At 69.5% G+C, this 22,849-nt stretch carries 20 protein-coding genes; 15 read left to right on the top strand and 5 right to left on the bottom strand.

Annotation, left to right across the window (positions count from 1 at the left end; genetic code table 11):
* Positions 1–56: 56 nt before the first annotated feature.
* Positions 57–974, bottom strand: a complete 918-nt coding sequence (locus AC1RSK_RS15435; RefSeq protein ID WP_492908463.1) for a LysR family transcriptional regulator — start codon at positions 972–974, stop codon at positions 57–59.
* Positions 975–1,101: 127 nt separating this feature from the next.
* On the opposite strand from AC1RSK_RS15435, the gene AC1RSK_RS15430 reads away from it, so the two are divergent.
* Both AC1RSK_RS15430 and AC1RSK_RS15425 read left to right on the top strand, forming a co-directional pair.
* Positions 1,102–1,431, top strand: a complete 330-nt coding sequence (locus tag AC1RSK_RS15430; protein WP_492908462.1) for a nuclear transport factor 2 family protein — start codon at positions 1,102–1,104, stop codon at positions 1,429–1,431.
* Positions 1,428–2,216 (top strand): SDR family oxidoreductase, encoded by a 789-nt coding sequence (locus tag AC1RSK_RS15425; protein ID WP_492908461.1) that lies wholly within the window; start codon positions 1,428–1,430, stop codon positions 2,214–2,216. The genes AC1RSK_RS15430 and AC1RSK_RS15425 overlap by 4 nt, the downstream gene beginning before the upstream one ends.
* A gap of 136 nt (positions 2,217–2,352) precedes the next feature.
* On the opposite strand, the gene AC1RSK_RS15420 is transcribed toward AC1RSK_RS15425, so the two are convergent.
* On the bottom strand, positions 2,353–3,015 hold the full coding sequence (locus tag AC1RSK_RS15420; RefSeq protein ID WP_492908459.1) for a TetR/AcrR family transcriptional regulator: 663 nt from the start codon (positions 3,013–3,015) through the stop codon (positions 2,353–2,355).
* 445 nt (positions 3,016–3,460) lie between these two features.
* On the opposite strand from AC1RSK_RS15420, the gene AC1RSK_RS15415 reads away from it, so the two are divergent.
* The 5 genes from AC1RSK_RS15415 to AC1RSK_RS15395 all read left to right on the top strand — a co-directional run bounded on the left by AC1RSK_RS15415 (position 3,461) and on the right by AC1RSK_RS15395 (position 9,660).
* A complete protein-coding gene (locus AC1RSK_RS15415) occupies positions 3,461–5,857 on the top strand; it encodes a TonB-dependent receptor (protein ID WP_492908458.1) in 2,397 nt (798 codons plus the stop codon).
* A gap of 123 nt (positions 5,858–5,980) precedes the next feature.
* Positions 5,981–7,153, top strand: coding sequence for a CaiB/BaiF CoA transferase family protein (locus AC1RSK_RS15410; protein WP_492908457.1), 1,173 nt, complete (start codon positions 5,981–5,983; stop codon positions 7,151–7,153).
* Positions 7,154–7,178: 25 nt separating this feature from the next.
* Entirely contained in the window at positions 7,179–8,405 is a 1,227-nt protein-coding gene (locus AC1RSK_RS15405; RefSeq protein WP_492908456.1) for an acyl-CoA dehydrogenase family protein, read from the top strand.
* Positions 8,402–9,241: an alpha/beta fold hydrolase gene (locus AC1RSK_RS15400; protein WP_492908455.1), complete on the top strand. Its 840-nt coding sequence runs from the start codon at positions 8,402–8,404 to the stop codon at positions 9,239–9,241. Before AC1RSK_RS15405 ends, AC1RSK_RS15400 begins: the two co-directional genes overlap by 4 nt.
* 14 nt (positions 9,242–9,255) lie before the next feature.
* The gene (locus tag AC1RSK_RS15395; RefSeq protein WP_492908454.1) at positions 9,256–9,660 is read left to right on the top strand and encodes a MerR family transcriptional regulator; all 405 of its coding nucleotides are present in this window, start codon (positions 9,256–9,258) and stop codon (positions 9,658–9,660) included.
* Positions 9,661–9,677: 17 nt separating this feature from the next.
* On the opposite strand, the gene AC1RSK_RS15390 is transcribed toward AC1RSK_RS15395, so the two are convergent.
* The 3 genes from AC1RSK_RS15390 to AC1RSK_RS15380 form a co-directional block, all read right to left on the bottom strand.
* Positions 9,678–10,802 carry a M48 family metalloprotease gene (locus AC1RSK_RS15390; RefSeq protein ID WP_492908453.1) on the bottom strand — a complete coding sequence of 375 codons (1,125 nt, stop codon included), beginning with the start codon at positions 10,800–10,802 and terminating at the stop codon, positions 9,678–9,680.
* A gap of 10 nt (positions 10,803–10,812) precedes the next feature.
* Positions 10,813–11,364: a DUF3617 domain-containing protein gene (locus AC1RSK_RS15385; protein WP_492908452.1), complete on the bottom strand. Its 552-nt coding sequence runs from the start codon at positions 11,362–11,364 to the stop codon at positions 10,813–10,815.
* Between the two features lie 329 nt (positions 11,365–11,693).
* Positions 11,694–12,998, bottom strand: a complete 1,305-nt coding sequence (locus AC1RSK_RS15380; protein ID WP_492908451.1) for a UDP-glucose dehydrogenase family protein — start codon at positions 12,996–12,998, stop codon at positions 11,694–11,696.
* Between the two features lie 332 nt (positions 12,999–13,330).
* Here AC1RSK_RS15380 and AC1RSK_RS15375 point away from each other — a divergent pair, with 332 nt between their 5' ends.
* From AC1RSK_RS15375 to AC1RSK_RS15340, 8 genes are read left to right on the top strand one after another with little or no spacing between them, the layout of a single operon-like run.
* On the top strand, positions 13,331–14,872 hold the full coding sequence (locus AC1RSK_RS15375) for an oligosaccharide flippase family protein (protein WP_492908450.1): 1,542 nt from the start codon (positions 13,331–13,333) through the stop codon (positions 14,870–14,872).
* A complete protein-coding gene (locus AC1RSK_RS15370) occupies positions 14,872–16,356 on the top strand; it encodes an outer membrane protein assembly factor BamB family protein (protein WP_492908449.1) in 1,485 nt (494 codons plus the stop codon). The genes AC1RSK_RS15375 and AC1RSK_RS15370 overlap by 1 nt, the downstream gene beginning before the upstream one ends.
* Positions 16,356–17,648 carry a hypothetical protein gene (locus AC1RSK_RS15365; protein ID WP_492908448.1) on the top strand — a complete coding sequence of 431 codons (1,293 nt, stop codon included), beginning with the start codon at positions 16,356–16,358 and terminating at the stop codon, positions 17,646–17,648. The genes AC1RSK_RS15370 and AC1RSK_RS15365 overlap by 1 nt, the downstream gene beginning before the upstream one ends.
* Positions 17,648–18,832, top strand: coding sequence for a glycosyltransferase family 4 protein (locus tag AC1RSK_RS15360; protein ID WP_492908447.1), 1,185 nt, complete (start codon positions 17,648–17,650; stop codon positions 18,830–18,832). Before AC1RSK_RS15365 ends, AC1RSK_RS15360 begins: the two co-directional genes overlap by 1 nt.
* Positions 18,829–19,725, top strand: a complete 897-nt coding sequence (locus AC1RSK_RS15355; RefSeq protein ID WP_492908446.1) for a glycosyltransferase family 2 protein — start codon at positions 18,829–18,831, stop codon at positions 19,723–19,725. Before AC1RSK_RS15360 ends, AC1RSK_RS15355 begins: the two co-directional genes overlap by 4 nt.
* Positions 19,722–20,366, top strand: coding sequence for a class I SAM-dependent methyltransferase (locus AC1RSK_RS15350; protein ID WP_492908445.1), 645 nt, complete (start codon positions 19,722–19,724; stop codon positions 20,364–20,366). The genes AC1RSK_RS15355 and AC1RSK_RS15350 overlap by 4 nt, the downstream gene beginning before the upstream one ends.
* Positions 20,348–21,511 carry a glycosyltransferase gene (locus AC1RSK_RS15345; protein ID WP_492908444.1) on the top strand — a complete coding sequence of 388 codons (1,164 nt, stop codon included), beginning with the start codon at positions 20,348–20,350 and terminating at the stop codon, positions 21,509–21,511. Before AC1RSK_RS15350 ends, AC1RSK_RS15345 begins: the two co-directional genes overlap by 19 nt.
* Entirely contained in the window at positions 21,508–22,833 is a 1,326-nt protein-coding gene (locus tag AC1RSK_RS15340; RefSeq protein WP_492908443.1) for an acyltransferase family protein, read from the top strand. The genes AC1RSK_RS15345 and AC1RSK_RS15340 overlap by 4 nt, the downstream gene beginning before the upstream one ends.
* Positions 22,834–22,849 lie beyond the last annotated feature (16 nt).

Genomic DNA, 22,849 nt, shown 5'->3' with positions numbered 1-22,849 from the left:
GACGCAGGCCGCGTCACGCTTGACGCCGTCCCCGCCCGCTTCTGGCGCATCCTGGTCTATCGGCCAGCCGAGGGGCCGCTGGTCGCATCATGCCGGCGCGCGAAGTCGATAAAGGCCTTGAAGGCGGCGGTCGGGTTGCGCCGGCTCGGATAGTAGAGGCTGAGGGGCGACAGGGCCGGCGTCCAGTCCTCGAGCACGCGCACGAGACGGCCAGCCTCGATGTCCTCGCGCACGTCGGACTCCATCGCCAGCGTAAGGCCCAGCGAGGCGAGGGCGGCGGTCCTTGCGAGGCTCGCCTCGTCGAGGGTGATGGCGCCATCGACATCGATATGGACAGACTGGCCAGCCTTCTCGAACGGCCAGCGGTAGATGGCCCCATTGGGCAGCCGGACGCGCAGGCAGGCGTGCCGCAACAGATCCTGGGGGACCACGGGCGTCCCATGCGCTTCCAGATAGCTCGGCGTCGCGACCACGACATTGCGCCGCGCCACGCCCAACGGCAGGGCGATCATGTCGACGGGCACCAGGTCCGCGCTGCGAACGCCGAGGTCGAAGCCGCCCGCCACGATGTCCACGAGGCGACCCTCGGTCACGATGTCGATGTGAACCTGGGGGTGGGCCCGCAGGAAGGGCAGGACAAGCCAGGAGAAGATCTCGCGCGCCGCCGTGGGAAAGGCATTGATCCGCAACGTGCCCGATGGCGTGGCCTGCTGAGCGCGCGCGACTTCCATCGCCTCATGGATGTCCCGTACGGCGGGAGCGACCTGCGCGACGAACTTCCGGCCCGCCTCCGTCAGGGAGACGCTCCGCGTCGTGCGGTTGAAGAGCCGGACCCCAAGCGTGCGCTCCAGCTTTCCGACCATGTTGCTGAGCGCGGTCGTCGAGACACCGAGCTCGAGCGCCGCCGCCCGGAACTTGCCGCAGCGGGCGACCATCAGCACGGCGTCGAGTTCGGTCAGGGGACTGGGCGCCATTATCCTGCTTTTCGCGATGAAACGTCCCGGATCGTCCCGATTATCGTGCCGACTGTCCATCGCTAGTTTGCCTGACAAGCGCAGTCGCCGCCGCCCCGGCCGCGAGCGCGGCATACAGGACAACGCCATGTCGCCAGACCTTCCCCCGCCCATCGCCGCCTACGTGACCGCCAACGCCCGCCTGGACGCGGACGCCCTGGTCGAGACCTTCGCCGCTGACGCGGTGCTCATCGACAACGGAAAACGTCACCGGGGCCATGAAGCGCTGCGGACGCTGTTCAGGGACGAGGTGGTCGCGGTCAGGGCGATTTTCACCCCGGACGCCGTCCGCCACGAGGACGGCAAGGTCGTTGTCGAAGGCCCCGCCCACGGCGACTTCCCTGGCAGCCCGATACGCTTCACCTATCGCTTCACGCTCGAGGGTGACGCCATCAAGGCCCTGGAGATCACGCTGTGACCCTCAAGCCTGATCCCACAGAGTTCGCCGGAAAGCGCGTGCTGGTCAGCGGCGGCAGCAAGGGCCTGGGCCGCGCGACGGTCGACCGCTTCGTGGCCGGCGGCGCAAGGGTGATCACCGCCGCTCGCGGCTCCCTGGAACCCATCGCCGGCGTCGAATTCGTTGGGGCCGACCTGACCAAGCCAGAGGGCGGCGAGGCCTTGGCCCAGGCGGCCATCGAACGCCTGGGCGGCATCGACATCCTCGCCCATGTGATCGGCGGATCGTCGGCGCCGGGCGGCGGCTTCGTCGCCCTGACCGAGGACCACTGGCTCGCGGAGCTGAACCTGAACCTGCTGGCGACCGTCCGCCTTGACCGCCTGCTGATCCCGCAGATGATCGAGCGGGGCGCCGGCGCGGTCGTGCATGTCACCTCGATCCAGTCGGTCCTGCCCCTTCCCGAGGCCACCACCGCCTATGCCGCCGCCAAGGCGGCCCTGAAGACCTACAGCAAGTCGCTGTCGCGGGAGCTTGGTCCCAAGGGCGTACGGATCAATGTCGTCTCACCCGGCTGGATCATGACCGAGTCCTCCGTCGACCTGCTGAAGCGCCTGCAGGCGGCCAATGGCGGCACGATCGAGGAGGCGCGGCAGGTCGTCCTCGACAGCCTGGGCGGCATCCCGATCGGGCGGGCCGCCGAACCCCGAGAGGTGGCCGACCTCATCGCCTATCTCGCCTCGGAGCGCGCCGCGGCGATTCACGGCGCCGAGTTCGTCATCGACGGCGGGACCGTTCCCACAGTTTGATTTCAAGCACCGGTCCATGCTCGACCTGGCCGACCGAGTATGGACCGGCAACCCACGAACGCGGACATCTTCAATCTGGCCTGGGTCGGCTATGAGGGCGAAATCAGACTTGGCAGTAGCGCGGCGGGGAGAGTGGCTATTCCGCCGGTTCCCGCAGTGCCTTGACCCTTACCCGCAACCGCCCCGACGACGCCCCCGCCAGCACCGCCCCGCCGGCGCCCTCGCCGCCGAAACCCGCGAGATACGTGCGGATGGTCTGTTCGAAAACGCCTTCCGCATCGAAGGGATTGGCGGCCATGGCGCGGGCCAGGTTGGGCAGGCGGGCGGGGTCGAAGGCGGGCATGGCTGGCAGGCCGCGGGAGCGGGCCGCGGCCTCGAACAGGACCGAGGCGTAGGTGAGTTTCTCCGTGCCCTCGAGCAGAACCATCTGCACCTCGACCGGATAGGGGCAGGCGCCGATCCAGCGGTCGTAGGCGGCCAGCATCAGGTGGCGGGGGAAGAACTGCAGGAACAGGGGCGCGGCGTTGGGATGTTTGAGCAGGGCCCGCCGGGTGACCACGCAGATGGCCACCATGGCCTCTTCCCAGGAGGCCGACTCGCCGTCCGTCGGCAGGTCGAGGTCCAGCATCACGAAGCGCGCCACCTCGGCCAGCAGCTCGGCCTTGTCCTTGAAGTGGTGGTAGAGCGACGGGGCCCGCACGCCCAGCTGGCGGGCGACCAGGTCGAGGCTGAAACCGTCCAGACCCTGGCGGTCGACCACGTCCAGCGCTGCGCGGGTGGCGCTGTCGCGGGTGATCATCGTCTTTGTCGGTCGTCCCAAAGCGGAAGCCTCGCTGGCCCGATTCCAACCCCGGCGGGCCAAAATCGAACTATCATAGAATAAGCGCGCCGGTCATCCGCGCAGCCGGAGGTTGCCGCCGGCTCGCCGACCGGTGGCGCGCGGGACTTTCTTGCCACAAATCTTCCATAAAAACTACCTGTCATCGGTAATGCCGCGCCGCCCGCGCGGATGTCAAAAATCACTGATAACGCGGGAGAAATTGACGTTGCCGACCGTTGGATCGGTGGGGATCAGTGAGGGCTCCGCTACTGAAAATCGGCCATCCAACGTCTTCTAGCCTATTGACATTAGATTAATCCGGACCGAGGTTCAGGGGGCAGGACGCGAAGACGTCCGCCAGAGGCGCAAGGCTATGGTTTCGACCCGCCGACCCGCCGCTGACAAACATTCAAGGGAGGGTCAGATGTCTCGGAAGTTCAGCCTCGCGGCGCTCGCGTTCGCCACCACCGCCATGGTTCCGCTGGCCGCCTTCGCGCAGGACACGACGCCCGCGCCGGCCGCCGGTGACACGGTCGATGAGATCATCGTCAGCGCCCGTCGCCGCGACGAGCGGCTGGTCGACACCCCGGTGGCCATCACCGCCGTCACCGGCGCCAAGCTGGAGGCCATGGCGGTCACCGACTTCACCGACATGGCCACCCTGGTGCCGACCATGGTCGCCGGACGTGCGGCCTCGGGCTCCTCGGCCAGCATCTTCCTGCGCGGCGTCGGCTCGACGGCGCTGAGCGCCGGCTTCGACCAGTCGGTGTCGTTCAACGTCGACGGCCTGCCGATGAGCCGTGGCCGCGAGATCTCGCTCAGCCAGTACGACGTGCAGCGCATCGAGGTGCTGAAGGGCCCTCAGGCCCTGTTCTACGGCAAGAACGCCACCGGCGGCCTGATCAGCGTCGTCACCAAGGGCCCGACCGACACCTTCGAGGCCGGCTTCAAGACCGGCTACGGCTTTGAGGCCAACGAGGTCTATGGCGAGGGTTTCATCTCCGGCCCGTTGTCCGACCAGTGGCGGGCCCGGATCGCCGTACGGCTGTCCGACGGCCAGGGGGCCTTCGACAACACCGCCGCCAAGGTCTATCCGCAGCCCTTCGGCCTGGAGCGGCGTCGGACGGACGACCGGCGCGGATTCGGCACGACCGCCAGCGGTCGCTTGACCCTGGAATACAATCCGACCGACAATTTCGAGCTGGCGCTGAAGGTCGGCGCCACCCACCAGAAGGACGGCGGCCCGACCGATGTGCTGGAGCGCATCTGCGGCGGCGGCCGCACCACCCCGGCCACCTCCAACGGCATCCCGCCCAGCCCCAACGCCGACTGCCGGATCAATGGCCGCGCGGACGGCTCGGACCTGCCGCGCGAGGTGGCCGCCACCATGCGCTACGCCGGCGACGGCTCGATCTACGCCGACCTCAGCTCGCAGTTCGCCATCCTGACCGGCACGGCGGAGTTCGACCTGTTCGACGTGACCTCGATCACCTCCTACTACCGCTTCAAGCAGAGCGATCTGAACAATGTCGGCGGCGAGGGCTATCCGGCCTCGTTCAGCCAGCTGGCCAAATACAGCCAGCTGGCCGAGGAAATCCGCGTCTCGACCAAGTTCGACGGACCGGTGAACGTGATGTTCGGGGTGTTCGGCTCGACCAACGACTTCACCTTCAACACCGACGCCTACATCTTCCCGGTGCCGCTGGACCCGATCAACGGCACCTATGTCACCTTCCGGCGCGACAACGGCTTCACCGGCAGCACCCAGTCGGTGTTCTTCGACCTGACCTATGACATCGCCGAGCAGTGGGAACTGTCGGGCGGGGCCCGCTGGAGCCGCGAGGAGCGCAACAGCTACCAGCGCTCGCTGCCGGGCCACATCGCCTTCGCCGGCTTCTTCCCGGGCAACATCAAGCTCAGCGACGAATTCAGCGACGAGAACGTCTCGCCCCAGGCCACCCTGCGCTACAAGCCGACGACCGACAGCTCGCTCTACGTCTCCTACAAGGAGGGCTTCAAGACCGGCGGCTTCAACATCTCCCAGTCGCTGACCCCCGCCGCCTCCGTGGCCGCCGGCCAGTTCGGCAGCGAGACGGCCAAGGGCTGGGAAGCCGGCTACCGCGCCATCCTGTTTGACGGCGCCCTGACCTTCAACGCGACCATCTACGACTTCCTCTACGAAGACCTGCAGGTGCAGAACTTCGATCCCGTCACCATCGGCCAGGTGGTCGCCAACGCCGGCGAGCTGCGCACCCAGGGCATCGAGACCGACTTCGACTGGACGCCCGTCGAGGGCCTCTCCATCCGCGGGGCCCTGGCCTACAACAAGGCCGAGTACGACAACTATGTCGGCCAGTGCTACGGCGGCCAGACGATCGCCGACGGCTGCAACCTGCTGCCCAGCGGCGGAGCCTTCACCAGCCAGGACTATAGCGGCCGCACCCCGCCCAAGGCTCCCGAATGGGGCGCTCGCCTGGGCGCCACCTACGAGACGGCGGTGTTCGGCGACTGGAGCCTGCAGCTCAACGGCGACCTCAGCTACACCTCGGAGTACAATTTCACCGACACCCTGCGGCCCGACGCGGTGCAGGACGCCTACACCAAGGTCGATGGGTCGGTGGTGCTGTTCGGGCCGGGCGACCGGTGGAAGGTTTCCTTGATCGGCCGCAACCTGACCGAGGAGTATGTCGTCACCAGCGCCAACGACATCCCCTTCACCGGCGGCACCGGCACCGGCACGGCGGTCGGGGTGCTCAGCGACATGTCGGCCTTTGTCGAGAACCCGCGCGAGATCATCCTCGAGTTCTCCATGAAGTTCTGATCCTCACGGCCGGCGGCGGTCTCCCTGTTTCCTGACGTTTCCCCCCGCCGGAGTTCCTTCAGCCGCGCAGGCGACTGCGCGGCTGCTTTTCCATGCGTCCCGCTTCTTCGTGTATCTGGAGCCATGCCCAACCTGCTCGAAGACATCAAAGTGCTGGACCTGACCACCGTGGTGTTCGGTCCCTACGCCACCCAGACCCTGGCCGATCTTGGAGCCCAGGTGATCAAGGTCGAGGCGCCCGGCGGCGACACCATGCGCCACGTCGGCAAGCCGGCCGTGACCCGGGGCATGGGGCCGGTCCATATGGGGCTGAACCGGGGCAAGTCCTCCATCGTCCTCGACCTGAAGGCGCCGGCCGACCAGGCGGTGCTGCGCGAGCTGATCGCCGGGGCCGACCTCTTCATCCACAACCTGCGGCTCAAGGCCATCGAGGCGCTGGGCTTCGGCTATGAGGCGGTATCGGCGATCAAGCCGGACATCGTCTACCTGCACTGCACCGGCTTCGGCGCGGGCGGCCCCTACGCCGACCTGCAGGCCTATGACGACATCATCCAGGCGGCGACCGGCACGGCCAGCCTGGCCTCCCGGGTCGATGGTGATCCGACGCCGCGCTACATGCCTTCGCTGATCGCCGACAAGGTGGCCGGCCTGCACGGCGCCTATGCCGCCCTGGCCGCCCTGTTCCACCGCCAGCGGACCGGGGAGGGGCAGTTCGTCGAGGTGCCGATGTTCGAGGCCTTCAGCCACTTCATGCTCAAGGAGCACCTGTTCGGAGCCGCCTTCGATCCGCCGGTCGGCGAGGTCGGCTATCCCCGCCAGCTCGATCCGCACCGCCAGCCGTTCCCGACCGCCGACGGCCATATCAGCATCGTGCCCTATACGGACGAAGCCATCGTCGCCCTGTTCGAGGTGCTCGGCCGGTCCGATATCTTGGCCGTTCCACCGCTCGACACCCCGGCCGGTCGCGGCCGTAACATGAGCGAGCTCTACCGGCTGGTCGGGACCCTGACGCCGGCCCGGGCGACCGCCGACTGGCTGGCCCGCTGCCGGGCGGCCCGGCTGCCGGCCATGGCGGTGCGCGACCTGGCCGAGGTCGCCAGCGACCCGCACCTGGTGGAGACCGGCTTCTTCCGCCGGCGCCAGCACCCGACCGAGGGCGGCTGGCTGGACATGGCGCCGCCGGTGCGTTTCGGGGTTCCGGTGGCCGAGGCGGGGCCGGCGCCGACGCTCGGCGAACATGATGCGCAGATCCGATCCGGCCTCTGGTCTTCCCCAACGCCAAGCAGCGCAGACTGAGCGCGGGATGGCTGGAGGACACCGCATGAACATCGACTGGAGCGCCGAGGACCTCGCTTTCCGCGACGAGGTGCGGGCCTTTCTCGCGGCCGAGCTGACGCCGGCGCTGCGCCGGGCGGGAAACAGCCTGACCAGCGTCTACGCCGACTATGCCGTCGGCATGGCCTGGCAGAAGATTCTGCATGCGCGGGGCTGGGCCGCCCCGGCCTGGCCGGTGGAATTCGGCGGCTGCGGCTGGTCGGTCAGCCAGCGCTACATCTTCGCCACCGAGATGGCGGCGGCCGGCGCCCCGCCGGTCTCGCCGATGGGTATCGGCATGTGCGGGCCGGTGCTGATCGGCCACGGGACGCCGGCGCAGCAGGCGTATTTCCTGCCCCGCATGCTCAGCGGCGAGGACTTCTGGTGCCAGGGCTATTCTGAGCCGCAGTCGGGCTCGGACCTGGCCACACTGCAGATGAGCGCGGTGGAGGACGGCGACGACTTCGTCTGCACCGGCCACAAGCTGTGGACGACCCATGCGCACGAGGCCAACTGGATCTTCTGCCTGGTCCGCACGGCCAGGGAGGAGATCCCGCAGAAGGGCATCACCTTCCTGCTGATCGACATGGCCAGCCCCGGCGTCGAGGTCACCCCCATCGTTTCCCTGTCGGGCGAGCATATCCAGAACCACGTCTTCTTCACCGACGTCCGCGTGCCGAAGGCCAATGCCGTCGGTCCCGTCGGCCAGGGCTGGACGGTGGCCAAATATCTCATGCAGTTCGAGCGCGGCGGCGGCGTCGCCAGCCCGGGCATGAAGGCGCGTATCGCCAAGGCGGCGGCCATTCTGGAGGCCCAGTTTCCGGACCCGTCGGACGGCGAGGGCAGGGCGCTGCGCCGCCAACTGGCCGAGGCGGCCGTGCAGGTCGAGGCGCTGGCGGCCATCGAGCTTCGGGTGATGTCGGCCCTGTCGGTCGGCGGCGCGCCGGGGCCGGAGTCCTCCATCCTCAAGACGGTCGGCACGGAACTGAGCCAGCGCCTGACCGAGATCGCCCTGGCCGGGGCCGGCGCCTACGCTGGGGTCCATCAGCCGCACATGGTCTCGCCGGGCGGGCCGACGCCGGGCTTCGTTCCGCCGCCGCAGGGGGACGGGGTCGGGCCCGACTACAGCTGGACGGTGGCGGCCAAGTATCTCAACGACCGGGCCGGCTCGATCTACGCCGGGACCAACGAGATCCAGCGCAACATCATGGCCAAGGCGGTGCTGGGCCTGTGAGCACGCATCGCTTCATCGGCCATGGCGGCCTGCCGCTGGCCATCGACCGTCACGGCGACCTCGCCGCCGCCCCGGTCCTGCTGCTGCATGGCGGCGGCCAGACCCGCCACGCCTGGGGGGCGACCGCCCGCATGCTCGGCGCGCGGGGCTATCATGCGCTGTCCATGGACCTGCGCGGCCATGGCGACAGCGGCTGGGCGGCTGACCGCGACTACGAACTGGCCGCCTTCGCCGGCGACGTCTCGGCGGTCATGGCCCATGTGGCGAGGCCCATGGTGCTGGTCGGCGCCTCGCTCGGCGGCATGGCGGCCCTGCTGGCCGCGGCGCGCGCCAAGCCGGGCGAGGTCCGGGCCTTGATCCTGGTCGACATTACCCCCAGCCCTCCAGCCCAGGGCGCCGACCACATCATGGCCTTCATGGCCTCGGCCCCCGAAGGGTTCGCGACCATCGAGGAGGCCGCCGACGCCGTCGCCGCCTACCTGCCGCACCGGCCGCGCCCGTCCAACCCCGAGGGGCTGATGAAGAACCTGCGCCGGCGGGATGGCCGCCTCTACTGGCACTGGGACCCGGCCTTCATGGCGGTGACGGCGCGCGACCGCCTGGCCGCCGGCGACAGCCTGGCCGCCGCCGCCCGCGCGATCACCGCCCCGACCCTGCTGGTCCGCGGCGAGCACAGCGAGATCGTCGGCCCGGCCGAGCAGGCCAGTTTCGAGACCCTGATGCCGCAGGGCCGCACCATCCTGGTCCCCGGCGCCCGCCACATGGTGGCCGGCGACCAGAACACCGACTTCGGCGCGGCCCTCCTCGACTACCTCGCCGAAATGGCCCCGCCCTGAGCAGAGAGTTCGCCATGACCTACATCGCCCCGGCCCGCCTCAAGCCCTCCATCGCCACGCGCATCTCGATCGGCCGCGCCGCCCGCCTGACCGGCCTGACCATCCGGGCCATCCGCTTCTATGAGCAGCGCGGCCTGATCGAGGGCCAGCGCGACGCCCGCGACATCCGCACCTTCGACGCCGCCGCCCTCGAACGCCTGGCCCAGATCGCCGAGCTCCGCGCCATCGGCGTCAGCCTCGACGACATCGCCGCCCTCAGCCAAGCCGACGCATCGCCGGCCGGTGGCTCGCAAGGGTTCCTGGCGGACCTGCTGCAGGCGCATCGCCAGCGCCTGTCCGCCCGCATCGCCGCCATCGACGCCCTGGCCAGCCGCACCGGCCTGTCGTTCGACAGCGGATCACAACAGCTGTCCGCCTGACATTTGTGGGTTGAGCGTCAGCGTCCGCCGCCACTCCGGCCGCCACTTCGGCTGGCGTCGTCGGGGCTGGTCGCTGTCGGGCGAGGGATCAAAGGTTCGCCGGCTCTTTGCTTGGCCTCGATCTCCTTGACGGCGACGCCGAGCGTCGTGGAACGGTCGAGGGAGCCGGGATGGGACCAGCCGCCGTCACGGGCGTTTGCGTAGTCGGCTCCGAACCGCCGCCAGAACCGCTGCGCGCCGCCCATATCATAGCCGGCCCGGGTGGTCAGGTAGAGGCCGACGTAGTCGGCCTCCCGCTCGGCGATCCGCAGGGCGGCTGGCGTCGATCCGAGATTGCCCAGAAGCCGGCCGCCCAGGCCGCCGGTCGCAATTCGCAGCTGATGCTGCATGACGTTGTGGGCCATCTCATGCCCCAGGACAACGGCCAGATCGTCATCGCTCGCGGCGTACAGGACCATCGCGGTGGTCACGAACACGGTGGTTCCATTCGCCGAGGCGCCAAGCTCCCGCGAGGGGATCAGCTGGAAGTCGTAGTCACAGCCCGGCTGCGGCGTCAGAACCACCGTCACCTCCTGTCCCCCTCGCCGCAGGGTCAACCGCGCCGGCCCGAGGCGTAGCGCGGCGTCGAACTGCTTCCTGGCCCGGTCCAGGCCGTCGTAGCTGGGGGGACTGGCGTCGGGCTGCGGCGCGGCGCGCTCGGGCGTGGCCTGGCCGTTGATGGCGAGGAGGCTGTCGCCGGCGCGCACGCCGGCGCGATCGGCCGGGCCGCCAGCGACGACGGCGAGGACGGCCGGAAAGTCCCCAAGACCGAAATAGCGCCGCGCGTAAGGCCGGATATCGGTCCCATATTGCAGGGCGTCGTGGAGCACCACGCCGGCCTGGGGTCCGGTCCGCGGACAAAGCGCGGTGTTCGCCAGATTCAGGCGATAGGCTATGGCGGCGACACGGCTGTCCTGCTCGCGCAGCCGGTCGAGCGTGCCCTCCGTCTGGAAGGCCACTTCCTGCATCAGGCCGTCCTCGTCGGCGCGCGGCAGGGCGACCTGAGGCTCCAAGGTCGTGCATCCGGCGAGGCTTGCGCAGGCCATGAGGACGAAGAGGGCGCCCGCGAGACGGACAATGAACGCGGCGAGGGCTGTGCTCATGGAACCAGGGTCATCCCTCTGGCGCCAGAAGTTGCAGAGCGTTGATCCGCCGCCCGCTCGGAAAATCCATGTCGCCGGGCTTCATCCCCGCCGGGCAGTCCCCCTGCCAGACAGCGTCGATGGTGACGCTGTGGGTTCCATTCATCTGCTCGACCGGGGCGCCCGACACCCGGCTGTCCGCCACGACCTGATAGCTGCGCTGGAAGTCGCCGACCGCCCGGCCGTCGGTCGCGACCTGGCCGCCGCTGCCCGGACTGCAGACTGAGCGAAAGCGCCATGCGCCGTCGGGCTGGCGCTTGACCTCGACTCCGGCGCAGTCGGCCTGGGCCTGTCCCCACCACGCCAGCTTGGTGTCGGTGGCCTCGTCCAGGCACAGCATGACGTTCTGGATGGAATCGCCGCCCTGCATCAGCATGCTCTGCTTCCACAGGCCGGGCTTGCGCCGCGGCAGTTCCGCGATCGGGGCCGCGCCGGCCTCGGCGGCCGGTTCAGGCGTGCAGGCCACCCCGCCAAGAGCGGATATCGCGGCGAAGAAGAGCGCTGTCGACCGCGCCATGGCCATCGCTGGTTCCTGCAAATCTGAAGTCTGAGTCTGGCCTCCTCAGGGTAGCGGCGCCGTGCGGCCGGCAGGCGATATCGCCGCGTCCACGCAGCGAAAAGCGGCCGGGAAGGCCGGAACTGCACATCTTTTTCTCATCTCTAGCTGCTATAGAGCGCGGATTGACGCAAATCCGCATGGGGCGGCGCCGGAGGCGACAACGAAACCGAGACGGCCAAAATGGCGGAACGGAAAACTTCGGCTGAACTGGATTTTCCTGGCCGGGCTCCTGTTCTGCGCCGTCTGTTGGCTTCTTGCGGCCTGGGCGCTGGGGCGACTGGTCACCTAGGCGCCTACTCCCGCCCGATGCTCGAATACTCGAAGCCGCGGCGGCGCATGTCGTCGGGGCGGTAGATGTTGCGCAGGTCGACGACGACGGGGGCGTGCATCAGCAGCTTGACGCGGTCGAGGTCGAGGGCGCGGAACTCGTCCCACTCGGTGATGATGACCACGGCGTCGGCGCCCTCCACCGCATCGTAGGGACCGTCCTTGAAGTCGATGCCCGGCAGCATCTGGCGGGCCTCGTGGCCCTCGGGGTCATAGGCCTGGAGGGTGGCGCCCATGGCCTGCAGGGCCGGGACGATGTCGAGGCTGGGGGCGTCGCGCATGTCGTCGGTGTTGGGCTTGAAGGTGAGGCCGAGGACACCGATGACCTTGCCGGTCAGGTCTTCGGAACCCAGGGCCTTGGCGACGCGGGCGGCCATGGCCTTCTTGCGGCGGTCGTTGACGCGGACGGTGGCTTCGACCAGCTCGATCGGGGCGCCGGCGTCGCTGGCCGTGCGGACCAGGGCCAGGGTGTCCTTGGGAAAACAGCTGCCGCCATAGCCGGGGCCGGCGTTGAGGAACTTGCCGCCGATGCGGTTGTCCAGGCCGATGCCCTTGGCCACCTGCTGCACGTCGGCGCCGACCGCTTCGCAGAGGTCGGCGATCTCGTTGATAAAAGTGATCTTCAGGGCCAGGAAGGCGTTGGCGGCGTATTTGATCAGCTCGCTGGTGCGGCGTCCGGTGAAGACGATCGGGGTCTCGTTGAGGAACAGCGGCCGGTAGATCTCGGTCATCACCTCGCGGGCCTTGGCGTTGTCCGTGCCGACGACGACGCGGTCGGGCCGCTTGAAGTCGTCGATGGCGGCGCCCTCACGCAGGAACTCAGGGTTGGAGACGACGGCGAACTGCGCGTCCGGGCGCTTCTCGCGGATGATGCGCTCGATCTCGTCGCCGGTGCCGACCGGCACGGTGGACTTGGTGACGATGACGGTGAAGCCGTTCATCAGGCCGGCGATCTCCTCGGCGGCGGCGTAGACGTAGGAGAGGTCGGCGTGGCCGTCGCCGCGGCGCGAGGGGGTGCCGACGGCGATGAACACGGCGTCGGCGTTGCGGACGGCGTCATCGGCCTCGGTGGCGAAGAACAGCCGGCCGGCCTTGACGTTGCGGGCCACCAGGTCGTCGAGGCCCGGCTCGTAGATCGGCATGATGTTGTCATGCAGGCGGGCGATCTTGCCGGCGTCCTTGTCGATGCAGCAGACGGTGTGGCCGAAGTCGGCGAAACAGGCTCCGGACACCAGGCCGACGTAGCCGGTGCCGATCATCGCAACACGCATGCGCTATTTCCTGTTCTCGATGCCCCAATCCGCCCACCTCGACGCCCCATCGGGCTGGCGACGCCGATATCCGCCGAGGTTGGCAGCGGATCGTATGCCCAGGCTTTGGCGGCGCGTGAACGCTGAGGCCTGGGGCCGAGGGGGCTTCGGCGCGGCCTGCCCGTTATCGGGCAGTTTTCCGGTTCTCGCGGCAGAACCGGCGCCGCGCGTTGCAGTCGCCGGCCGGCGTCAGCCAGTGTTCCTGGCGAAGATTGACATTGAAGGTTCCGAAGTCGGCCGGCCGGTCTCGACCACATGGCCACGCGAAGCAGGGGGATGGACGCAGTCACGCGATGTCGGAGCTGAGCCACGAGGAGGTCAAGGGGCGGGCGGCGCGAGCGGCCCTCACCGCGTTCACCCGCCATGCGGTGGTGCGCCTGCTCGCCTTCGTCGGGACCCTGCTGCTGGCCCGGATGATCGCGCCGGCCGGGTTCGGTCTTTTCGCGACCAGCCAGTTCCTCCTCTCCGCCCTGTCGGCGCTCTGCGTTGGCGGGGTGATCTCCGCCCTGGTCAGGCGGCGTGAGGCCGTCTCCGAGGAGGACCTGCGCACCGCCTTCAGTCTCCAACAGATTCTGGCCCTGGTCGCGCTCGCGGCTCTGTATTGGTCGGCGCCGTGGCTCGTCGCGACCTACGGGCTGCAGCCTGATGACGTCTGGGTGGCCCGGGCCATGGCGGCGATCGTGCTGGCCATGTCGCTCAAGTCCATCCCCACCGCCGTGCTGCAGCGGGAGGTGCGGCATGACCTGGTCGCCGCCAGCGAGGTGGCGGAGTACCTTGTCTATCTCGTCTCGGCCCTGTTCCTGGCCTGGGTGGGCTGGGGCGTCTGGGCCCTGGTGACGGCGACGGCGCTGCGCCACCTGACCGGGATGCTGCTGCTGCACATCCTGGCCGGCAGGCTTCCTCGTCTGGGTCTGGACCTCGGCCGGGCCGGCCAGCTGCTCAAGTTCGCCGTGCCGCTGCAACTGACCAGCCTGGTCGACCTGGCCAGCCGCTCCGCCGCGCCCCTGGTGACCGGCGCCCTGTTTGGCGTCACCGCCGTGGGGGTCATCGGCATGGCGACGACCATGCTGGACGCGGTGATCCTGCAGCCCATCGTCCTCCTGTCGGCCCTGCAGCTTCGTCTGTTCGCCCGTTCGCAGGACGACCTGGCCCAGACCCGGCGGTGGCTGGGCCAGAGCTTCTATGTGGGGGCCGCCTCGGTCGCCCCGTTCGCGGTCTTCCTCGCCTGCCTGGCGCCGGCCATCATCGGCCTGCTGCTGCCCGGCAGCTGGTCGGAGGTCGGTCCGCTGATCCAGGGTCTGTTTCCGTCCTTCATGCTGATGGTCGTGGCCTCTCCCGCCGCCCAGGCGGCCAAGGCGCTGGGCCTGGTCGGGACCCCCCTGGCCGCCGGCATCGTCAACGTCGGCCTGCAGATGGGCGTGCTGCTGGGCCTCCATCAGGTCCTCGGGCCGAACGCCTATCCGGTCGCGGCGACGGCCGGGTGGCTGGGGGCGACGGCGCTGTTGCTGATCCGCGTCGGCTATCGGATCGGCGGAATTCCCCTGGCGCCGCTGGCGCCTGTCGCCGCCGCCGCCGCCGCCGCGGGCGCTATCTGGTGGATGAGCGCCCGCACCGGTGAACCGGCGCTGATCATCGCCGGCCTGGTCCTGGGCGGCATGGCCTACCTCCTGGGCCTGGCCCTGCTGTCGGGACGTGAGATCTCGCGGTATCTGCGGCTCATCGGCGACGCCACCCTGGCCGGCCGGCCGGCGCTTCTGAAGCTGCTGGGCCGCTTTGCGGAAACCGTCGGCCGCGCGCAGCTGTTTCCTCGCGATCCCGCCCGGGGCGTCTCCTGATGCCGGCCGCGACCCTGGCCAGGGCCCACGCCCCAGCCGACCTGCCGACGCCCCGGCTGGTGGCGACCCTGCCGTTGCGGGCCGAGACCTGGTCCACGCCCGCCATCGCCCAGCTGGATGGATCCGCCATCCTGGTCGCCGCCGACCGACAGGGCTGGGTCCAGGCCTGGCGCGGTCAGGATCTGTCGCCGGTCTGGAGCCTTTGCCTTGGGAGCGAAATCACCTCCTCGCCCGTCGTCGTCGAGCTGGAGGGCGATGGCCGGCCCGACATCCTCGTCGGAACGCACGGCGGCGACCTCTACCGGCTGTCGGCGGCGGACGGGGCCATCCGTTCGCGCTATCGCCTGGGCGACGCCATTCGATCCGTTCCGGCGGTGGCCGATGTCGATGGCGACGGCGAGCTGGAGATCGTCGTCGCCAGCTACGGACCCAGCGTTTGGGCCCTGAAGCGCAACGGCGCCGTTCTTTGGCGCCGGCGGCTTCCCAAGCACCTGTTCATCGGGGGAACGAAGCGAGGGGTGGTGTCCTCGCCCCTGGTCTGCGACGTCGATCGCGACGGCGAACTGGAGGTGGTCCTGGGGACGCGCTCGGCCCGCCTGTTCTGCCTGGAGGCCGCGACGGGACGGCCCAAGTGGTTCACGACCTTCGGGTACGATCCCGATTCCTCCCCCTCCTTCGCCCTGGCGGGGGACCGGCCGCTGGTTGTCCTGGGCGGCGGCGAACATACCGGCGGGGCCGGAGACAACGCCCTGATCGCCCTCGACGGCCGGACCGGTCGCAGGGTCTGGACGGCCCCGGCCGGCGGCGGGGTCGATTCCAGCCCAACCATCCTGCGCCTGCCGTCCGGCGACGACCTGGTTGCGGCCTGCAGCCTCGGCAGTCCGGCCTGCCTGGCGGTGATGCTGGCGGACGGCGCGCCGGTCTGGCGATACGACTTTCCGCCAACAGCCGACTGCCGACATGGGCCGGACGGTCTCTGCCGGCCTGCGGACGGCCGGCCCTACTTTACGGAGGACGCGGTCTGCCGCAGCTACGCCACGCCGCTCCTGGTTCGGCCGGACGGCGGCGATCCGGTGCTGGTGGTCGGTAACAACGCCGGCCGCATCGTCGTCCTGGACGCGGCGACCGGCATCCCACGGTTTGAGGATCAGGCGTCCGGCATGGTCCGCGGCTCGGCCATCTTCGGCTGTCTCATGGGGGGGCGCTACAGCGACCTGATCGTTCCCGCCGGCGCCAGCCTGCGGGTTTACGCCTGGGATCTGGACGCGCCGCCGACCCATCAGTTCAAACAACGGGTCGACCACCTGGGGGCCGATCGCTCGCCCCCGCCCATCGGCGGGCCGGCCCGCCGGGCGAACTGGCGGCTGGTCGTCGCCATGGCCTGGCGTTTCGGCGTCATCGACGCTCTGCGCCACGTCCTGATCAAGCTGGACGAAAAGCTGCTTCGCCCCCTGGGGTTGAAGCTGATTGCGCACGGTTACTGATGGCTGGTGTCGCCGATCGCCTTTGCGGTCAGGATCTGGACTGGGTGGCGCAGGCCCTCGACCGGATCGAAACCGGCTACCTCGGCCCATCCGGGTTGCTGGTCACCGAGGTCGACGGAAACAGCGCCATCACCCAGCCCGAGCCGCTGATCGCCGATTTCGGCGACGTCCTGCCCTTTCTTCAACGCTACGGCCGCGACGCCTTCGCCCAACGCCAGCTGGCGGCGGCGACGCCCCATCTGACCGGCGGGCTCTACCGCAGGGGCGGCCGCACGCAGCTGTTCAGCAACCACGACTGGCTGCTCGGCCTGCTGGAATTGCATCGGAGCACCGGCGACCCGCTGTTGCTCGAGGCGGCCCGCGCCGGCGGTCGGACCATCATCGAGACGATGTTCATCGGCGACCTGCTGGTCAACGAACCGCCGGCCCTGCGCCACCCATCGACATGGCCGGGGCGGGCGGACGCCTTCAACGGCGGCTACATCGAGCTTTGGCTGGAGCTGTTCGACCTCACCGGCGAGCAGGCATTCCTGACCGCCTCCATCCGCCTGGCGAACGGCTGGGCCCGGACGACGGGGTTTCGCGGCAGCGGCCTGTTCTGCCGCGTGCTGAGTGCTCGCGCCGGCTGGCTGGACACGGCCCTCAAGCCGGCCTCGAACCTCTCGGTCCGGCTGTTCAAGGACAACACCAACCTGGTCTGGGGTCTCGCCGCTCTGGAGCTGCGGCTCGGCGACGGCTACTGGCGCGGTATCATCGACCGGTGGCTGACCGGCTTCGAACGGCTGATGCTGAACGACGGCGATGTCTGGCTGTGGCTCGACCCCTCCCTGGCCGGACGGGAGGTCAGCCTCAAGGCGGCCTTCGCGACGATCGACCTGTTCTGCGACCTGGCCAAGGACGGCCTGTCGGACCGGGCGCTGGCGCTCGCCCAGACCATCGCCGATCGCTGGCTGACGCGGCAATGGGCCAACGGCCTTTTCCCGGAGCACGCCGACGGCGACCGCGACCATCTGGACGCCAATGTCGACATGGCCATCGCCCTCCTCAAACTGGCCGGGCTGACCGGCAGGCCGGTCTATGCGCAGGCCGCGGCCCGCGCCGCCACGGCGGTTCCCGCCCTGCACGCCACGCCGGCCGGGCTGGCGCTGGCGGTCGGCCCCGACGGGGCCATCGTCTCCGACCGGATCATCGTGAAGTACCAGGCGCTGGCCCTGAAGCTGGCCCTGGCTCCGGCCGATCCGCGGGCGCTGCTGGCCGATGACGACCTGATGTCGCTGCTGCGAGACCGCTGATGAAGCTCGGCTACGTCATCGCCAGGTTCCCCTGGCCCTCGGAGACCTTCGTCAGCCGGGAGGTGGCCGACCTGCTGAAGGCCGGCGTCGATCTCGAGATCTATGCCTTCCAGAAGCCGGAGGGCGACGATGCGGCGTTGCTGACCCCGGAGGCGCGGGGCCTGATCGACCGCACCCAGTACATCGACAAGCGCGAAGCCGGCCTGGCGCTGGCCAGTCCGCTGACCCCGCGCATGCTGGCCCTGAACCGGCGGTTCGAGCGGGAGGCGACAGAGCCGACCCACGGGCTGCTCCGTCTTGGCCGCGCCGTCGCCGTGGCGCGCCGGGCGCGTCGCGACGGGGTGACCGGCCTGCACGCGCACTGGCCTTACGCGACCCAGATCGCCGCCCTGGCCGAGGCCGGCGCGGCTCTGCCTTTCTCGATCAGTGTCCACGCTCACGAGGTCGCCCACGACAGCGGGCATTTTCCGGCGGCCTTCGAGCGGCTGCGGTTCTCGACCTTCTGCAATCAGGCGGCCATGGACTATCTGCTGGACCGCCTGCCCCCGCAGGCGCGGGCGCTTGGCCACCTGATCTACCACGGGGTCGATACGGCCGCCTTCGCCCCCTTGTCTTCCGCCGGTCCGCCGACGCCGCTGCGGGTGCTGTCGGCGGGGCGCATCACCCCGACCAAGGGCTTCGACCGGCTCGTGCGGGCCTGCGCCCTGGCCCACCAGGCCGGACTGGACGTGGACCTGACCATCCTGGGGCGGGGGCCGGGGCTGGAGGATCTGCGGACCCAGGCCAGCGCCCTGGGGTTCGCCGAGCGGCTCGACCTGCCGGGCTGGGTGCCGCACTCGCAGGTGCGGGAATACCTTCAACGCAGCCATGTCTTCGCCCTGCTGGCCAACACCGACTTCAACGACGGCCTGCCGAACGTCGTCGTCGAGGCGATGGCCTGTGGACGGCCGGTGATCGTTTCGCCGCTGCCGGCTGCCCAAGAAGCAGTCATTCAGGGCGAGACCGGCTTCATCCTGGACGGCATGGATGACAATGCTGGATTCCTCGCGGCCTTGCGGCGTCTCCTTGACGACGAGGGCGCTGAAAGGATGGGGGCGGCGGCCAGGCGGCTGGTCGTGGGCCGCTATGACGCCCGGACCCACATCAGGGCCCTCGTGGACCTGTTCGAACGGACCTACGCGTGACCAAGACAGCCACCCGTCCGTCGAGACTGCCCGCGGCCGAAGCGTTCGCACGCCGCGAGGGCGCGCCGACGCTTGGCGTGGTGGCCATCGCCCGCGACGAGCGGCGCGACATCGTCGGCTTCATCGACCACCTCGCCCCCTGGGTGGACGAGATCGTCATCGTCGATGACGGGTCGACGGATGGCACCCCGGAGTTCCTCGGCGGCTGCGCCTTCCCGGTGACCCTGGTGCGGCGGCGGCTGGAGAGCCGGGGTGGTTTCGCGGCCCAGCGCAACCACGGCATCGAGGCGGCGCGCAGCGACTGGCTGCTGCATATGGACATCGACGAACGCGTCCCCCCGGGGCTGGCGACCGAGATTCGCGGCGCCATCGCGGCCACCGATCGCAACGCCTTTCGCTATGGCCGTCTCAACTTCTTCCTGCATCGGCCCTTTCCGGCCGGAGGCTGGGAGACCTGGAACGCGGCGCAGCTGGCGCGGCGGGGCGCGCATCGTTTCGTCAATCCGCTGCATGAGGTGGTTCAGGTCGACGGCGGCGCGGCGGCGATCGGCCAGCTGGCTTCCCAGATGTGGCACCTGAACGACGAGAGCTTCGCTGAGCGGATCGGCAAGAATCTGCGGTACGCGGAAATGGAAGCCGACCGCATCGTCCAGGCCGGGCGGGTGAGCTGGCGGGATCTGCTGTTCCAGCCGCTGAAGCGGATGCTGAAGGCCTATCTGTTGCGGGGCGCCTGGCGCCATGGAACGCCGGGGCTGATCTTCGCCCTCTACACCTTCTCCGGGACGTTCAACTGGTACGCCCTGGCCTGGGATCGGCAGAACCGGATCGACCGAGCCCGTCTCGAGGACGACCTCGCGGCGTGCTGGCGGCAGGGCGGAGGCACACCCCCATGACCGCGCAGGAGCAGGGTCCGCCGCAGGTTTCCGGCGATTTCTACAATTTCGCCGACTATGTGACCGTCGAGCGCTGGAGTTCCTACTGGCGCCAGATCGCCGCCGTGCTGCGCCATCGCCCCGCCTCGGTGCTGGAGATCGGGCCGGGCATGGGGGTGACGACCCAGATGCTGCGCCAGGCCGGCGTGCGGGTGATCACCTGCGACCACAACCCCGATCTCGCGCCGGACGTGGCGGGCGACGTCCGCCAACTCGACCGTCTGGTGGCGCCCAAGAGCGTCGATCTCGTCTGCGCCTTTCAGATTCTGGAGCACCTGCCGTTCGAGGACTTCGAGGTCGCCCTGGCCGCCATCGGCAAGGTCGCGCGCCGGACGGTGATCCTGTCGCTGCCCCACTACGGCTATCCGGTCGAGCTCCGCGGCCGGCTGTGGAAAAACCGCTTCGCCTTCGCCTTCGCCCGCCGGCTGGCCCGCCCCAAGACCTGGACCTTCGATGGCCAGCACTATTGGGAACTCGGAACCAAGGGCCATTCGGTGAAGGCGGTCCGCGCCATCGTCGCCCGTCATTTCAGGATCGAGCGCGCCTACTTCTGCCCGGAGTACAGCTACCACTACTTCCTCGAATGCACGGTGCCCGGGTGACCTCGCCGCGGCGGATCGTCTGGCTGCTGTCGCCGCCCTGGGACGGCGTCTGGACCCGGCAGAACCATTTCTCGCGGCGCTTCGCCCGCCAGGGGACCGAGATTCTCTATGTCGAAAATCCCGTGGCGTTCCGCACGCGGCTGAAACGGCAGGGGCCGGCCTCTCTGGCGGGCGGCGGGGTGCGCACAGTCGAACCCGGCATTCAGGTGATGAGCCTGCCGATGCAGATCCCCGGCGGCGGGGGTCTCGCGCCGGTCGCGGCCTGGAATGGCCGCCGGTTCGCGGCCGCCATTCGCCGTTGGCTGCGGGCGGAGGGCTGGGACGACTACCTGGTCTGGTGCCGCCTGCCGGGCTCCATAGAGACCCTGCGCCACCTCACTCCCCGGGCGGTCGTCTACGACGTCACCGACGACTACGCCTACTACGCCCGATCACCCAGGGAGCGGCGGCTCACCCAGGCCGCCGAAGCCAGGCTGACGGATCGCGCCGATGCGGTCTTCACCACCACCCAGGCGCTGCGCGACCGGCTGGTCCTCTCCAATCCCAACACGACCGTGGTCCCGAACGGCGTCGACCCGGTGTTCCTGGAAGCGGCGCAGCCCGGCGAGGACCCGCTGCCGCAGGTTCCGCGTCCGCGCATCGGCTTTGTCGGCCTGGTCGCCCGCTGGATGGACTTCGAACTGCTGGGCAAGCTGGCGCGGCGATGGCCCGGCCAGGTGGTCATCGTCGGACCGGTGGCGCCGGAGGCCGAGGCGGCCCTGGCCGCCATCCCCGGCCTGGTGCTGGTGGGTCATGTCGAACACCTGAAGGTGCCGGCCTATCTGCGGTCCTTCGACGTCTGCATCCTGCCGCACGAGGTCAGCGAACTGCGTCACCGCGCCGACCCGCTGAAGATCGTGGAGTACATGGCCAGCGGCAAGCCGACCGTGTCGGTCGCCCTGCGCTCGGTGTGGCCCATGGCGCCCTTCGTGGACGTCGCCGTCGACCACACCGCATTCCTGGACCTGGTGGCGCAACGGCTGGCCGACCCCCGCCCGGAGCTGGCGGCGGGCCGCAGGGCCATCGCCGAGGCGCGCGGCTGGGATGGACTGTTCGCGCAGGTCCAGGCGAGCGTCTCGGCGGCGTGGGAGCGGAACGGCCCATGACCGGGGACGGGCGGCGATATTATTTTGGCCTGGACGCCATACGGTTCGCGGCGGCGGCGATGGTCGCCGTCTTCCATCTGGGCTTCTGGAGCTGGGCCAGTCCAAGTTCGACCGGGGCCCGGATACTGCAGTCGGACCTCCGCTTCGAGCCGTTGGCGCCCTTCGCCTGGTTCGGCTGGATCGGCGTCGAAATCTTCTTCGTCATTTCCGGCTTCGTGATTGTCGCCTCGGCCAATCACGCCTCGCCCCTGGCCTTTCTGAGAGGCCGCATATCGCGACTCTACCCGGCCGCCTGGATATGCGCGGCGATCTCGGCGGCGATCCTGGCGGCCTACGCCATCTACCCCTTTGATGAGATCCTTCGTCGTCTGGCCGGATCGGCGACCCTGTGGGTGAAGGGCCCCTGGGTCGATGGGGTCTATTGGACGCTGGCCGTGGAGATCGTCTTCTACGGCCTTGTCTTCCTCCTGCTGGCGGTTGGCCGGTTCGCCATCATCGGCCGGGTCGCCGCCGGTCTGACAATCTGGAGCGGGGCGTTCGTCATTCCGAGCCTGTTGGTCCGGATGGGCGTGGCGCCTGAGTTGGCCGTGATCGAGTGGCTGGCTCCGCGGGCCGACCTGCTGCTCCTGCGCCATGGCGCGCTGTTCGCTGTCGGCATCTGGATCTGGATCCAGGCGAACGGACGGTTGACGCGGGGCGGCGGTCTGGCGGCGGCCGGCGCTGTCGTCGTTTCGGTCGCTGAGGTGCTTCTCCGCGTCACCGACCAGAAGGGAAGCGCGGTCGTCGACCAGCCGTCCTGGGCGCCGGTCGCCGCCCTGGTGGCGGCCATCGTCGCCATGGTGCTCGCCACGCGTTTTGCCGATCAGGCGACCCCGCGCAGCCTGGTCGCAAGGGCGGCGCTTCGGCGCCTCGGCCTGATGACCTATCCGCTCTACCTGCTGCATCAGGTCTCGGGCGTCGCCGTGCTGCGGCTCCTGACCCGCCTGGGGGTCGATCCCTGGATCGCCCTGGTGGCCGCATTGGCGGCCGTGCTGCTGGCGAGCTGGCTCGTCTGTCGGTGGGCGGAACCGCCCGTCAAACGCATCCTGGTCGCCGCGTTGCGTCGTCTCGAAGGGCTCATTCCGGCTTCGAGCGGCGCGCTGGGCTTTCTGTTCCGATCCGACGGCGGCTTGCCGCTGGCCGCGCCGGCGGGGGCGGATTTGGATCGCCGTGGGAGCAGGGCGCCCAACGAAGCGGCGGCGGACCCTGTTGCCGGTCCCAATTGGCGACCACGCGACGCATCCGATTGCGCCGCGACGCCGCGCCCCGCCAAGTCGTCCTAGGAATTTCCACCAGGAG

The organism is Caulobacter sp. GW821-FHT11A05, from assembly GCF_058809015.1.
This window is presented reverse-complemented; position numbering and strand designations above follow the sequence as displayed.